Source organism: Streptomyces sp. NPDC031340 (assembly GCF_055569945.1).
In genome coordinates this window covers 191,222-204,752 of sequence record NZ_JBVIIE010000009.1, presented here as the reverse complement: position 1 = coordinate 204,752, position 13,531 = coordinate 191,222, and the positions used below count along the sequence as shown (strand labels likewise).

Sequence of the window (13,531 nt, the reverse complement as noted above, 5' to 3'; positions counted from 1 at the left end):
TTTCCCCCCCCCTTTTCCTTTCCTTCCCGAACCCCACTACCGCAGCGGGCACCCCCTCCCCCCCCCCCCCCACGCCGTCATCCGGTGAACGGACTCAGCGCAGTGTGCTGCCTAGTCCTTGTCGCCCCGGTGTTCCGCAGGCTTCGGAACGCTGTCGTAGCCGTAGTTGTTGCCGGAGAACGCGTCGGGCTGCTTGCCCTGACCGTGGTCCGGCTTGCCGTGAGACCCCTCGTGCTCGTCGCCGGGCTTGCCGTTGTGGTCGTGGCCGCCGTTGTCGTGGCCGAATCCGCCGGGCTTGCCGTGGTGGTCGTGGCCGAATCCGCCGGGCTTGCCGTTGTGGTCGTGGCCGGGCCCGCCGGGCTTGCCGTTGTTGCCGCCGGTGACGTTCCCGGCAGTGTTGCCGGAGGTGTTCCCGGTGGTGACGTTGTTGCCGGCGGTGTTGCCCGAGGTGTTGCCCACGGTGCCTCCGCCGGTGACGAGCGGTCCGCCCAGGAGACCGCCGCCGATCACTCCCACCGTCGTGCCGGTGGTGGCGCCGGTGGTGCCGCCGGTCGTCGTGCCCGTGGTGGTACCGGTCGTCGTGCCCGTGGTGGTACCGGTGGTGGTGCCGGACGTCGTGGTCGAGCAGGTGCCCGGGAAGATCCTGTTGTCGTCCAGCGTCACGGCGCCGTTGCGAGCCAGCGCCCGGCCCTGGATGTTCGTCCCCGTGTTCACACTGATCGAGGTCAGAGCCATGATGGTGCCCACGAACGTGGAGTTGGTGCCGAGGGTGGCCGAACTGCCGATCTGCCAGTACACGTTGCACGCCGAAGCGCCGTTCGTGAGCAGCACCCTGCTGGAGGAGGCCGTCGTCAGGGCTTCGGGAATCTGGAACACCCAGACGGCGTCCGGGTTTCCACCGGCGTCCAGAACCAGGTCACCCGTGAGTCCGACACCGGACACGGCCTTGTAGACGCCTGGAAGCAGGGTGTCGCCATTGCCGATTCCGGCCGCGAGGGCGAAATCCGGGGCCTGGCTCGCGGCGTTGTTGTAGGCCGTGACCAGGTCGCTCTTGGCGTTGAGCGCTACCGCGTCCGCCGCGTGCACGGCGCCGAGCACCTGCCCCGGAGGAAAGCCGGAGACGGCTGTCCCCGGACTCACACCGAGATCCTGGCTGAGCACGGTGGGACCGGTGTTGGTGACCTCCGAACCTGCCAGAACGGAGAAACTGGCAGCGGTGCCCAGCGGCACAGGAGTTGCGATGGCCGATGCCGGCGTCGGCATCACCGCGACCAGCACGGCGGCAACCGAGGTGGCGAGACCCGTGGTCAGCCATCCGGTCAAGGAGCGGCACTTGGCCGCCTTCGGAATCTTGAGCTTTATTGAGAGGCCATTTCCTGTGGGAGGGGGCCGTAGCCTGCCGGGCCCTGTCGATCGCCCGGGGCCTTGGAGATATGGCGGAATACTAGGCAGGAATCTCCGTGGAGTCGCATTACCCGAGTGGAGGGTCGGGAATATTCGAGGATTCGGCACTCCAATGCGCGGAGAGTTTCCCTGAATTCGTATTTACGATAATCAGCCCCGAACCCGGCGTCGCCTGAGAAGGGCGCTGATACTTCCTCGCCTCGGTATTTCTTGGCGGTCCGCCGACTCGGTCGGCGGACCGCCCCCCTCTGCCCCGAGTGGCGGGCAGCTTCCGCTCCGACGAGATGCCGAATGGGACCGTGGTGGCACGCGTGTGGCACGTCGCCCGGAACGACGAAGGGCCAGCCGGGGAGGGAACCCAGGAACCCCTCCCGAACTGGCCCTTGGCCCTCTCTTCTGTCCCCCGGCAGGACTCGAACCTGCGACACCCGCTGTGCCAGGGCGCCGGGTCGGTAGCGCCAACGCAGTTGCTCGCGGGCCGGCGTCGCATCCCCCGGCGGCGTTCTCACGTCCTCACCGCGCGGGAGGTCAGAACCCGATGGCCTCGCGCAGCAGCAGCACGGTGCCGCGTCCGGGCTGCGGCTCGGCGTTGAGGACGAGCAGACGGTTGACCGCGCTCGGCTGCCCGTAGGCCGCCAGGGCGCGCTCGGTCTCCAGCGGGAGGGCGTACTCCTCGACCCGGCGCAGTGCGGTGCTCAGGTCGGGCACCACCTTCTGCGCCCCGACGACCCAGACCGCCTTCGCGGCACCGCCGGCCGAGGCGGGCAACTGGCTGCCGGTGGCCGAGGCGATGACGAGCGAGCCGGTCTCGGTGACGGCCGCGACACTGGCGACGAAGACGTCGGGGGTGGCCGCCAGCCGGCGGATCTCGTCGGCCTCGGTGGCGCGGTCCATCGTCAGCACGCGCGGCCGGACGGCCCGGTAGCGGTCGCCCGCCTCGATGTCGTCCGCGATGCCGGAGAGCCGAAGCGTCTCGCTCGCCCCGGTGAACACGCTCGCGCCCTCCGGGATCAGCTCCCTGACGCGGGCGCGGGCCGCCGCGGCGTCGTCGAGCAGTTCGGCGGTGAAGCCGTTCGCGCGCAGCGCCGCGACCGCCCGGTCCAGTCGTTCGGCGGACGCCGGCGCGGCGAAGCCGTCGGCCCCCTGCGCGGCCTCCCGCGCGGCCGCCCCGTCAGTCTCCCCGGCACCCGGCGCCGAACCCGGCAGCGGGCTGGTGTCGGCGTACCGGACCTCGTAGACCCGCTCGGCGAACCTCCAGCCCTCCGGCGTGCGCCGGTAAGTGTCGTGGTAGATGGCGAAGTTCAGGCCCGAGCGGCCGTCCAGCAGGCGTGCGATCTCCTGCATGTAGGTGCGGCCGGTGGCGATGTCGCCGTCGATCCGGATCACGCCCGGGTGGCTGTTCTGCACGAAGAAGTCCCACTGGCTCTGCAGGCGTTCGCCTCCGCTCCGGATCTCCTCCCGGCCGACGAACTCGACCGGGACGTTGGGCATGCGCAGCACGCCGTCGGGGGTGAACAGCCCGGCGAGGCGGGCCCGGTCGCGCATCATCGCCGCGTCGGTGAACTCGCCGCGCAGCGCCTCGATCTCGACGCGGTCGGCGGTCTCCTGGAAGTCGTTCATGGTGAGCGTCCTGTCCCGTGGAAGGTGTACTCGTCTCACCGGTCCGACAATGCGGCCCCGCGGAATGTGAGGCGGGCCGCCGATCTCACATTCCGCAGCTCCCACTCGTCGTACCGGAGAAGGGACACGTACGAGGGAGCCGGAGAGCGCATGACCACGCGGACACGGTCGGAACAGGCACAGCGGCAGGCGGACGGGCAACCGGACCCGGGCCTCAGCACGATCATGGGCGAGCGGCGACACCTGCTCAATCTCGCCTACCGGCTGCTCGGGTCCCTGGCCGACGCGGAGGACGTCGTCCAGGAGACCTGCGCCCGCTGGTACGCGATGTCCCGGGCCGAGCAGGAGGCCATCGAGTCCCCGGGCGCCTGGCTGACGAAGGTGGCCGGCCGCATCTGCCTGAACCTGCTCGGCTCGGCGCGCGCCCGGCGGGAGGCCTACGTCGGCCAGTGGATCCCGGAGCCGCTGCCCGACCCGGCCGAGTGGATCGCCGGGGCGGCGGGCGGCACGGGAGTGGACCCGGCCGACCGGATCACCCTGGACGAGTCGGTGACCATGGCCTTCCTGGTCGTGTTCGAGTCGATGACCCCGGCCGAGCGCGTCGCGTTCGTGCTGCACGACGTCTTCCGCTACCCGTTCGCCGAGGTGGCCGAGATCGTCGGCCGCAGCCCGGCCGCGTGCCGCCAACTGGCGTCCTCCGCCCGCCGCCGCATCGCCCCCGCACGCGCCGGGGCGAGCCCGGACGCCGCCCGGCAGGCGAGCGTGGTCCGACGGTTCAGGGCGGCCTGGGAGGCGCAGGACATCGAGGCCCTGATCGGCCTGCTCGACCCGGACGCCACCGCGGTCTCCGACGGCGGCGGCCGCGCCGTCGCGCACCCGCTGCCGATCGAGGGCTCCGAGCGGATCGCCCACCTCTACCTGACCATCGCCCGGTTCGCGCCGCACCGGACGATCCTCGAACGCACGGTCAACGGGCTGCCGGGCCTGGTGATCGAGTCCGGGGGCCGGATCGAGACGGTGTTCGCGTTCAAGGTCGCCGACGACGACCGCATCACCCGCATCTGGGCAGTACGCAACCCGGACAAGCTCCGCCCCTGGGGCCCGTCCTGACCGCCCTGCCTGTCGACTCCGGGGCGCAGAGCCGGCGGCACCGCGCGTGTGCCACGCTCTCGGAGGCCGGCCCAGGGGCAGGGTGCAAGGGTGCCGGGTGCCGGGCGATCAGGGGAGGACGGGGACATGGGCGAGAGTCCGCGCGAGGCCGTGCCGCGGGGGCGGACCCTGCGGGGATGGTGGTCGGACCGCCTGGGCAAGGAGATCGTCTCCCTCTGGGCCGCGGGCGTCGTTCTGGGCGTCCCCGTCTGGATGTTCATCGAGATCTTCTGGCACCCGGAATCGATCCTCGGTGACGGCGGACTCGCCGCCGTCGGCTTGCTGATGATCCTGGCGGTCGCCGCGCTCTTCGGGTGGACCGGCATCATGATCGTCGGTGAGACGATCGCCGAGTCCCGCGTGACCGCGGGCGGTGCCGGGCGCCGGTTCCTCAGGCTTCGGATACTCGTGGCCGGGACGGCCGGGTGGGTCGCCCTGCGGGCGATCCTGGTCTCCGGCCGGCACGTGCCGCCGACCGTGGGCCTGCTCTCGGCGATTCCGCTGGCGGCTCCCTACGCCCTCGCGTTCCTGGTACTCGCTCTCCGCGGGAACACCCCGTGGCGCACGGTCCGCACCGTGCTCCTCGGGTCGACCGCCCTGGTGGTACTGCTCCGGTTCCTGTGACCGGAGCCGGTCCGCGGCGCCGCACGCCCGCACCGCCTCCTGGGCCGCCCATGGCGACGGGCGGCGACAGGGCCGCCGGGATGCCTCGGCTGCTCACGGGGAAGCGCGTAGCCACGCCCGCCGCACCCGAGCGAGGCAAGGGCGGCCTGCGGCGGTCTCGGTTCAGTTCTTGCCGTTGTCCACGATGACCGGTGTGCCACTCGAGTCCGTACCGCACGGCACCGCGTACACCGGGTTGGCCTTCGCGGCTTCCTTGTAGGCCTCGAGGCACTGGTTGTACAGCACCTTGTCGCTCAGCGACCCCTCGAGGATCTTGTTGGCGCGGGCGACGCCCTCCGCGTCGATCCGCCTGCGCTCCGCCTGCGCCTTGGCCGTACGCACGGCCTCGGTGGCCCGCTCGGTGGCCTGCTCCTGCTGGATCTTCTTGTCGATCTGCTCCTGCAACTGCTCCGACGGCCTCACATTGCGCAGGTTGACGGCAGTGACATCGATGCCGCGCGGCGCCAGTCGCTCCTTGACGAGGCCCGCGATCTCCGAGCTGATCTGCTCACGGCCCGATGCGTAGCCCTCCTCGCTGGTGTGCTTCGCGAAGACGTTGCGGATGATCTCCCGGCTGTCCGGCAGCACCAGCCGCTCCTCGACGGCTTCCTCGCTGCCCGCCAGCCGGTACAGCGCGACCGCCTTGCCCGGCACCACGGCCCACTTGATGGTGACGTCCGCGTAGAGCACACCGCCCTGAGAGGAGCGGACCTCGACCGTGTCCTTGCCGTTGAGGTCGAGGTCCACCGGGCGGGTGGAGAAGGGCGTGACGTCGGTGAACGGTGACTTGAAGTGGAGACCCGAGGTCAGCGGCCTGCCGACGCCGCCGAAGGTCACCGGCACGCCGACCTCGTAGGCGCTCACGACGTAGACACAGGCGAAGGCGCCTGCCAGCAGGCCCGTCATGGCGCTGAGCGCCGCCCCGAGTCTCCAGTGGCCTGCGGCGGTGCGGCCGCGGCCGACGAGCAAGAGCACTGCCGCGGCTATGAGCAGCAGGATGCACAGTACGAACACAGGTGTCCCCCTCCGAAAACGCTCCGCGCCGCCCGGGGCGCGGCCCCGGCGCATCGTAGCGACCTCCGGTGTCGGGCAGGCCACGCGCAGCCGCAACCCGGGCAGGGCGAGATCACATGCTCGGCCGTCCCGCCGCCCTCGTCAGGGGTGTTCGCCGTCCCGTCGCCCTGCGGCCGTTCAGAACCGTGCTCCCACGTCCGCCCCGCTGCTGGGCCGCAGGAAGGCGGAGGACGGGATGGCGCCGGCGGCCGTCCTGGCCCCGGTGATCACGCCTGCGTCGGTGCTGACGAACGACCAGGTGCCGCCAACATCCCAGGAGTTGCCGCTGCCGGTGGAGTTCGAGCCGAGCGAGGCGTTGGTGCCGTTGGCCACCGCCAGGTTCTTCGTCAGCGTGCTGGAGGAGCGGCTGAATTCGAAGCCGGTCTTGGCGTTCTTCCACGCGGTGCAGTGGTCGATCTTCATCTTGCCCGGGTTGTTGTTGTCGACGAAGCCGCCGGCGGAGTTGCCCCAGGCCATGCTGTTGCGCACGGTGTGGTCGGCGGCCACACCGTTGCCGCCCATCTTGAACCCGTTGCCGTCGCCCTGGTAGTCGGGCAGGTTCCACCGGTTGAACCCGTTGCCCCAGGCGAGGGTGTTCTCGACGAGGATCGGCGAGCTGTCGAACATCCAGAAGTCCAGGCCGTCGTCGGAGTTGTTCCACAACCGGGCGCCGCGCACCACGTTGCCGCTTCCGGAGCCCTCCTTGATGGCCAGCCCGTCGGCGCTCTCCCCGTTCTTCCGCGGGTCGTGGTTGCCGTAACTGTCCAGATTCAGGATCTGGTTGTCGCTGGAGGCTCCCTGGAGATGAAAGCCCGACTCGTAGTTGTCCCGGGTGACCAGGCGGTCGAAGACGTTGTGACTCGTGTCCACGCCGAACACGCCGTAGGGGCCGTGGATGATCTCCAGCCCGCTCACCCGCCAGTACTCGCCCTCGATATGGACGGCTCCACGCTCGGCCCGGGGGATGGACGAGCCCACCGCGCCGGGCGTGTACGGCATGTTCTCGCCGTCGATGACCACGTGTTCGCCGTTGTAACCGCGCATGGTGATGGGCTGGCTCGCGGTGCCGCTCTTGAGCAGTTGGATGTTCGTGGCCGGCGCGTACGTTCCGCCCCGGATCTGGATCGTGGTGCCTGCCTGCGCCAGGTCCACCGCGCGCTGGATCGTCTTCAACGGGGCGGCGAGCGTCCCCGGATTGCTGTCACTGCCGTTGCCCGCTACGTACAGGTCGCTCGCCGCGACCTGACTGCCCACCTCCGCGGCAAGGCGCGCGGGCGCCGCGTGCACACTCCCGGCGGAGGACATCACGAGTAATCCGACGAGGAGGCCGGTGGACCGGACGGCGGGCTTCACACGCATGGTTCGTCTCCAAGGTTGCGACTGCGCACGGATACGACGACGAGGAAAGCGCTTTCTGCTGCTGCAGCGAAGCTAGGCTGTAGTTCTGAGCACGTCAAGAGTCGTCGCGCTCACTCCCCGCAGTTGTGGACATGGGCGTACGGCGCCCCCGCTCGCCGTCGCGGGGAGCCGGGCGACGCGACACGGGTCTCCTGGACGAGCCGACGACGCTTGGTGAGCCGTACTCGCGTCACCTGGAGAGCTGATGAATCACAGCACGTGGAGGACGCGTCGGGCCCGGCAGCTTGCGGGTGAGGCGGTGGAGTACGACCAGGAGTACGTCGACGCGCGGCTGGCCGGCGATCTGGGGCAGGCGGTCTACGACCGTCGGATCGAGCTCGGTCTGTCCCAGGCCGAATTGGCCGAGCGGGCTGGGATGACGCAGCCTCAGGTCTCCCGGACGGAGGGCGGCGACGCCGTGCCGACTCTCCCGCTGCTGCGGCGCCTGGCCAAAACGCTGGACGGCACGCTGAACCTGGCCATCGACGAGGGCGATTCCCACGTCACCTTCACCCCGCACGCCGTCTGAGACCGAACCGCATCCGATTCGTCAAGGACGTCGTCGGCCTGCGTCAATGTGCCGTCCGGCGTCGTTGTTGTCAGCGACCTAACCGGGGCGCGGCGGCTGCGGTCCTGTCGGTGGGGCTCTGAACGGTCCTGCGTTCAACCTCCGTGGTTGTTCCCGAGGAGCGCCGTGTCGTCGGCGGGGTGAGGTTCCCCCAATGCTGCGGCCGCGGCGATCTTTCTAGGAGTGGGATTCGGATCCTTGCCGGGCAGTGAGCGTTTTCCATCCTCACTCTGAGCTGGTCAGATGAAGGGCGAGGACGGCCTGGACGAGTTTGTGATCCGGGTGGTCGAGCACCGAAGCTTGCGCAGCAGCCGCCAGGACTTGAGGGTGGCGACGGCCTGCTCGCCGAGGGCGCGGATCTTCGCGTGGGGCCGGTTCACCGCCTTCTGGCCGGTGGAGAGGGTCTCCCACCGGCCCCAGTACGGGGTGCGGACCGTGCCGCCGGCGCCCCGGTAGGCCTTGTCCGCCCAGCACGGGATACCGGCGTCGGCGAGAGCGTCGAGGATGCCGTGTTCACGGGCCGCGCGGATGTCGTGGACGGCGCCGGGCAGAGCCGGTGAGGCCCACAGCAGCCGACCGAAGGGGTCGGCGACGGCGGGAGCCGATCGCACGGCGATGCCGCCGCAACTAGTGCCTTCCACGGCCGCTGGTGAGGGCGCCTGCGCACCCAGATGCCTTAGCAGCGGCACGCCCGCCCCCATGGCCCGAAGGCGGGCGCGGTAACGCTACTGGCTCAGCTGGCCTTCTGCTTTTCTCGCATTTCGTGGACGTTGGCGGCGGTGAGGGTGCCGTCCTGCAGTTCGTAGTGCGAGAGGGCGAGGCCGAGGCCGAAGAAGGTGGGTGCCCATTCGCCGACGAAGATGCCCCATCGGTCGGCTCGGTCGAGGCCTCTTCCGGATTCGGCTTTGAGGCTGCCGGCCCAGGCGGCGATGCTGAAGCCGATGGAGGCGAGGCCCGCCGTGTAGGCGTGTTCGCTGCGGATGCCCATTTCGTGCATCTTCTTGATGATCATTAGATGGGTCTCCGTTCTGTCGGGTTCCCTGAAGCGAGTCCCCTGCCTGCGTGACTCTTATGTGCCGATTTATCACACTTTAGCCGCCGCCTGCTTCCTGTGCCGCTCGTAGGCTGGTGAGGCTCGGGGCTAGTGTCTCGTGATCCTGTTCATGTCAGTTCGAGTTGTTGTTGACGAGTTTCTTCACGTTGGTCGCGACGAGCCTGACCTTCGCGAGGGCCTCGCCGGCGGTTGCGGTCCAGGTGAACGGTTTCGCGCTCTCGTTCCAGGAGGTGATGTAGTCGCGGATCTGTTTGATCAGGACGGTCACGCTGGAGAACGTTGGTGTAGCGGCAGGCGGCAGCGATGTTCGTGTGGCCGTCCTGCCGGAACACGCTGACGGCGAGGTTGAACCGCTCCGGGTCGGATGGAGGCTCGATTCCCTGAGAGGATCGAGTCATGGCACGTCCGTCCGGACGGGCTCCGCGACGTACTGGTGCAGCTCAGCCCGGTACGCATAGCCGTCGTTGCCTGACCCCGTGGTGTCGTAGAGCTGGGGCTGGTGGATGCGCCCCTCGAGCAGTGCGGCTGCCTGTCGGTTGCCCTCCCAGGGTTTTTACGCAGCTGCGTCCTGCGGTGCGGAGAGCGCAGCCGTGCCAGCCCCAGATCTCGGGGCCGGAGGCGCCCACCCCTACGCCGACTGCGTGAAGGCCGGGGCGAAACCGGCGGAGACGCCCAGCGCCCAGGGAGGATCTTGCCCGATGGCGCGTTCCCATTCGTTCCCATGGAAGGCCAAAAAGCCCCTCGGGGATCACTTCCGAGGGGTCTTTCTCATGCATCGTGCCTGTTCAGGCGTGGTGCCCCCGGCAGGATTCGAACCTGCGACACCCGCTTTAGGAGTTCGGCCGGGCTGTCGCTGGCAGGGGCGGACTGTTGCTCACGGCTGCCGTGAGGAACCGTGATGGGCTGCTGACATCCACCGTCGTTGATGTCATCCGTGGATGTCGGCTTCGCGGGTCGGCAGCTCCCGTCAGCGTTTCTTCCGAAGCTTGCGCATCTTCGCCTCGGCTTTCCTCTTCTTCCGCTGCTCCACTCCGTACGCGGACCACCGGCCTTGATGCTTGGTACACCGCGAGCTACCGATGATCGCCTTGCTTTGGCAGCGGCCACCGCTCTTGGTGGGGCACCGCACCTCGACTGAGCCATCCCACCCCCTCCTCAGGGCCCAAGGCGAGCCCCCTTCCTCACGCTGCCCGCAGAGCCGACTCACGCCGAGGGCGCAGAAGACAGCGCTGGAAGCACGCTGAAGTGGTCAGCTGGTTCCGCGGCTCGGAGAGGAGTTGCGCCCAGGTGCCGGGTTCCTGCTGCCGTGTGAGCCACCTGCCGATGCCAGTGCGATCGAAGACGCTACCAGGAGGGATGTGGGGGAGGCTGCCGTCGGCATCGGCGAGGACGGCGAGATTGTAGTAATCGGATTGCCAGCCCAGCGGTCACGCGCAGTCCCAGTCTGGATCGATGGCGGTCAGCTGTGCTGCGCGCGGCGGCCCGCTTGGGGCCCTTCCGAGTCCGTCCTTGCGGCGGAGGATGGCGATGTGCTGCCCTGCGGGCACCGTCTCGTCGTCCTCTCCTCGGTCGCTGTGTCGGCCCGGAAGCCCCACTTTTGGTGTCCGGGACATGTACCCGTGCTCCACGGTTCGTTCCGCATCCGCTCACCCATGGGGAGCGTTTGTCCCGTTAAGTGAGATCCTTGGGTGAGGTCGGTGACGGAATTTTGGTTTTCCCCCCAACCCGGTGAGGGGATACGGCGGTTGACGGCCCCTTAGGTATCGGAGGGGTCGCCGGCGGGTGTCGGCGGCGGTCTCTACACTTGAACAAGCCTGCTCATGCCGGAGTCGACCGTATGGCGACGACGGCCAAAGGGCGAGTGGGTAACAACAGCATGGGTCCGGCTTACAGCAACCGGGCACCAGGAGAGGGGCACTTGATGCTCCAGCATGACGTCGTGCGCTCTGAGGTTTTGAGCCGCCTGCAGGACATGGTTAAGTCCCGTTCGTGGGACGGCGAGTTCCTCGACATCGTCGACACCGCCTTGAACCTGGCCCTGAGCCAGGACCGGCCGGCCGAGAACGCGAACCACCTGGCCCGGAACGTGATGCGCGACGCGCGCGGAACGATCATCCGCGCTAAGCGCAACGCCTGCCGGAGCGCGGCTGCCCGGCCGCTGCCCGATGCCGCTCGCCGCCGGGTGACGACGGTGGAGGCGGACGGCTCGATCACCGCCGAGATGGTCACCCATGACACCCCCGAAGCACGGGTCCTGATCGCCGAGACCCTCCGGGAGCTGCACACCTTCGCCCTCGCCCTTGGTCCGTACGGGCCCGGGTGCCTGCAGGACATGCTCGGTCAGGAGACCGTGCCCGTCTCTGCACGGCGCAGGGGCGTCTCGATCGCCACCGTTGAGCGGGCGCGCCGCGCCCTTCGCGAGCAGACCCGCATCCTGATGGAGGGCGCCGCGTGAGCGCCTCCGGCGACATCCCCATCCTCGTGACCTCCGCCGGCCAGGACGCTCTCACCAGGGCCGTCCGGTTCACGCGCAGCGTCGTCCGCACCCGGGTCGAGCCCAAAACCGTCGGCGCCTACCTGCTGCTGGGCCACTTGCGGGGAGCCATCCGCCCGCTGTATGTGGGCAGGTCAGACACTTGCTTGCACCGGCGCCTCTACCACCACCCCCTGCAGGGGGTCGCGACCCACTTCATCGTCACGCCGACCCGCACCCCCGACCAGGCGTATGCGACCGAGGCCCATTGGTATCACCGCCACCTCTCCGTCGGTCACCCTCTCCTCAACCGCATCCACCCTGCCAGCCCTGCCAGAGCGGCCCGCCGCTGCCCGTTCTGCGGGGAATCGGCCCTCGAACGCGCCCTCGCCCGGGCACTGTCCCATTCCCACCCCTCCCAGACCAGGAGCACCCCATGACCACCACCATCCCGGGCATCATCCCGGTTGTCCTCTCCGGCCGCGCGCTGCTCAGCCTTCGCGAATCCGGCCACAACTTCCCCTCCGCCGTCGGCGAGGTCATCGACAACAGCATCGAGTCGGCCGCCAACAACATCGAGATCCTCACCGAGACCGAGACCGAGAACCGCAAGAAGGTCCTCAGCCGCATCATCTTCGTCGACGACGGCTCGGGCATGGACGACGACACGCTCCACCACTACCTGCAGCTGGGCTTCTCCAGGCGCTACATGTCCGAGAAGACCATCGGTAAGTTCGGTGTCGGTGCCAAGCTCGCGGGCCTCAGCGTCGGCACCCGCATCGATGCATGGTCCCGCGTGGCGGGCAGCGACAAGATCCGGCACGTTGCCTTCGACCTCGATGAGGCCCTCAAGGCTGAGGAGAATGGCGGTACCGCCGGCATCGCCCCTCCTGATGACGAGCCCCTGCCCGTCCACCTGGAGCCGTATTTCCCCACCGGCTCGGGCACTGTGGTGATGTGGTCGAAGATCGACAGGGTCACAGACAGCGAAGGCCGGAGCACCCCAGACCACGTCATCGTCGAACTGAAGAAAGAGCTGGCCCGGATCTTCCGTGCGTTCCTCAGCGGCGGCATCCGTATCAGCGTCGACGGCATGCCCCTCAAGCCGCACGACCCGACCTTCCGCCAGAAGGGCACCTGGGCCGAGCAGGTCCTCACCGACCACTTGAAGGCCACTGGCAAAGAGGTCGGTGACCTTCGAGGCCAGGTTTTCCACGACAAGATCGTCAAGGTGGAAGGCACCACTCATGAGGTGCGCGTTGTCATCACGCTGGCACCGCCGGAGGTCGTGCGAGTCAAGGGTGCCGGCCGGGATGCCCTCGCGATCAAGTTGAGGATCCCGGAGAACGAGGGCGCCATCAGCTTTATGCGCCTGGACCGCGAGATCAACTACAACCTCGTAGCCAGGCTCTTTCCCGATGGGGTCATGACGAAGGACCGGTACATCGGCTTCGAGGTCCATTTCACGCCCGAACTCGACCGCATGATGGGCGTCCGTAACGTCAAGCGCGGAGCGGTCCCCTCCGACGGGCTCCGCCGCACGCTCAAGAACATCGCGTACAACGTCATCCCTGGGATTCGCGAGGAGATTGACCGGATCTGGGGTCAGGCCGAGCGCGACAACGCGAAGAACTCGGGAGAGCACAACTCACTGGCCCGTGCCGTCAAGGACGCGGATCGCACCATGCCCAAAGCCCGAGCCAAGTCGAACCTCACGGAAGCGCAGGTCGCGAAGGAGTACGTCAATCTGGCGAAGGACGCCGGACGGGACAAGAGCGAGGAGGAGAGGAACGCCTACGTCGAGGAGATCAAAGACCTTCCGTTTGTCATCGAGACGGTAGACGTCCCCGGGGACGACCTCTTCCAGCTCACCCACCTCGAAGGCCAGACGCTCATCCGGCTAAACGAACGCCACGTGTTCTACCAGGAGCTCTACGAGCCCCTGAAGGTGCTGTCGAATCAGCAAAACAGCAGCTCCGAGGCGCCGGCAACGGCGCGTCGAGCCATTCAAGCCATCACCCTGCTCCTGGTCGCCTATGCGAAGGCCGAGTCCATGCACGAGACGCCCGTCGACCAATACAAGGAACTCCGCAAGTGGTGGGGCACCTTCACCGATCAGTACCTCACGAAGATCAATCACATCCTCTGA

At 68.5% G+C, this 13,531-nt stretch carries 12 protein-coding genes and 1 pseudogene; 6 read left to right on the top strand and 7 right to left on the bottom strand.

All coding sequences use genetic code 11. From position 1 onward, the window contains the following. Positions 1-111: 111 nt before the first annotated feature. Together ACZ5GT_RS09485 and ACZ5GT_RS09480 are read right to left on the bottom strand one after the other, a co-directional pair. Complete coding sequence (locus tag ACZ5GT_RS09485; RefSeq protein WP_469017801.1) at positions 112-1,362, bottom strand: ice-binding family protein; 1,251 nt, start codon at positions 1,360-1,362, stop codon at positions 112-114. A gap of 570 nt (positions 1,363-1,932) precedes the next feature. Next, a complete protein-coding gene (locus ACZ5GT_RS09480) occupies positions 1,933-3,024 on the bottom strand; it encodes an LUD domain-containing protein (RefSeq protein WP_469017744.1) in 1,092 nt (363 codons plus the stop codon). A gap of 150 nt (positions 3,025-3,174) precedes the next feature. Between ACZ5GT_RS09480 and sigJ the strand changes: the two genes are divergently transcribed. Both sigJ and ACZ5GT_RS09470 read left to right on the top strand, forming a co-directional pair. Beyond that, entirely contained in the window at positions 3,175-4,134 is a 960-nt protein-coding gene (gene sigJ / locus ACZ5GT_RS09475) for an RNA polymerase sigma factor SigJ (protein WP_469017738.1), read from the top strand. A gap of 126 nt (positions 4,135-4,260) precedes the next feature. Continuing rightward, a complete protein-coding gene (locus tag ACZ5GT_RS09470) occupies positions 4,261-4,797 on the top strand; it encodes a hypothetical protein (RefSeq protein WP_469017735.1) in 537 nt (178 codons plus the stop codon). Between the two features lie 162 nt (positions 4,798-4,959). Here ACZ5GT_RS09470 and ACZ5GT_RS09465 read toward each other — a convergent pair whose 3' ends face one another. Beyond that, positions 4,960-5,850 carry a prohibitin family protein gene (locus ACZ5GT_RS09465; protein ID WP_469017732.1) on the bottom strand — a complete coding sequence of 297 codons (891 nt, stop codon included), beginning with the start codon at positions 5,848-5,850 and terminating at the stop codon, positions 4,960-4,962. A 177-nt stretch (positions 5,851-6,027) separates the two neighbouring features. Continuing rightward, entirely contained in the window at positions 6,028-7,248 is a 1,221-nt protein-coding gene (locus tag ACZ5GT_RS09460; RefSeq protein ID WP_469017729.1) for a right-handed parallel beta-helix repeat-containing protein, read from the bottom strand. Between the two features lie 244 nt (positions 7,249-7,492). Between ACZ5GT_RS09460 and ACZ5GT_RS09455 the strand changes: the two genes are divergently transcribed. Next, positions 7,493-7,816 (top strand): helix-turn-helix domain-containing protein, encoded by a 324-nt coding sequence (locus ACZ5GT_RS09455; RefSeq protein ID WP_469017726.1) that lies wholly within the window; start codon positions 7,493-7,495, stop codon positions 7,814-7,816. 264 nt (positions 7,817-8,080) lie between these two features. Here the strand turns inward: ACZ5GT_RS09455 and ACZ5GT_RS09450 are convergent. The 3 genes and pseudogenes from ACZ5GT_RS09450 to ACZ5GT_RS09440 form a co-directional block, all read right to left on the bottom strand. Next, positions 8,081-8,448: pseudogene (locus ACZ5GT_RS09450) on the bottom strand (transposase family protein); the annotation flags it as partial. A 140-nt stretch (positions 8,449-8,588) separates the two neighbouring features. Continuing rightward, complete coding sequence (locus ACZ5GT_RS09445; RefSeq protein ID WP_360759593.1) at positions 8,589-8,867, bottom strand: hypothetical protein; 279 nt, start codon at positions 8,865-8,867, stop codon at positions 8,589-8,591. Positions 8,868-9,021: 154 nt separating this feature from the next. Further along, complete coding sequence (locus ACZ5GT_RS09440) at positions 9,022-9,177, bottom strand: hypothetical protein (RefSeq protein WP_469017717.1); 156 nt, start codon at positions 9,175-9,177, stop codon at positions 9,022-9,024. 1,653 nt (positions 9,178-10,830) lie between these two features. Between ACZ5GT_RS09440 and ACZ5GT_RS09435 the strand changes: the two genes are divergently transcribed. From ACZ5GT_RS09435 to ACZ5GT_RS09425, 3 genes are read left to right on the top strand one after another with little or no spacing between them, the layout of a single operon-like run. Further along, entirely contained in the window at positions 10,831-11,364 is a 534-nt protein-coding gene (locus tag ACZ5GT_RS09435; RefSeq protein ID WP_469017710.1) for a hypothetical protein, read from the top strand. Beyond that, the gene (locus tag ACZ5GT_RS09430) at positions 11,361-11,822 is read left to right on the top strand and encodes a hypothetical protein (RefSeq protein ID WP_469017703.1); all 462 of its coding nucleotides are present in this window, start codon (positions 11,361-11,363) and stop codon (positions 11,820-11,822) included. The genes ACZ5GT_RS09435 and ACZ5GT_RS09430 overlap by 4 nt, the downstream gene beginning before the upstream one ends. Beyond that, on the top strand, positions 11,819-13,531 hold the full coding sequence (locus ACZ5GT_RS09425) for an ATP-binding protein (protein WP_469017697.1): 1,713 nt from the start codon (positions 11,819-11,821) through the stop codon (positions 13,529-13,531). The genes ACZ5GT_RS09430 and ACZ5GT_RS09425 overlap by 4 nt, the downstream gene beginning before the upstream one ends.

What these genes read in the sequence shown, in the direction of transcription:
- ACZ5GT_RS09480 (WP_469017744.1), bottom strand. Translation starts at nt 3,024, where the DNA reads ATGAACGACTTCCAGGAGACCGCCGACCGCGTCGAGATCGAGGCGCTG.
- sigJ (WP_469017738.1), top strand. Translation starts at nt 3,175, where the DNA reads ATGACCACGCGGACACGGTCGGAACAGGCACAGCGGCAGGCGGACGGG.
- ACZ5GT_RS09470 (WP_469017735.1), top strand. Translation starts at nt 4,261, where the DNA reads ATGGGCGAGAGTCCGCGCGAGGCCGTGCCGCGGGGGCGGACCCTGCGG.
- ACZ5GT_RS09460 (WP_469017729.1), bottom strand. Translation starts at nt 7,248, where the DNA reads ATGCGTGTGAAGCCCGCCGTCCGGTCCACCGGCCTCCTCGTCGGATTA.
- ACZ5GT_RS09455 (WP_469017726.1), top strand. Translation starts at nt 7,493, where the DNA reads ATGAATCACAGCACGTGGAGGACGCGTCGGGCCCGGCAGCTTGCGGGT.
- ACZ5GT_RS09445 (WP_360759593.1), bottom strand. Translation starts at nt 8,867, where the DNA reads ATGATCATCAAGAAGATGCACGAAATGGGCATCCGCAGCGAACACGCC.
- ACZ5GT_RS09435 (WP_469017710.1), top strand. Translation starts at nt 10,831, where the DNA reads ATGCTCCAGCATGACGTCGTGCGCTCTGAGGTTTTGAGCCGCCTGCAG.
- ACZ5GT_RS09425 (WP_469017697.1), top strand. Translation starts at nt 11,819, where the DNA reads ATGACCACCACCATCCCGGGCATCATCCCGGTTGTCCTCTCCGGCCGC.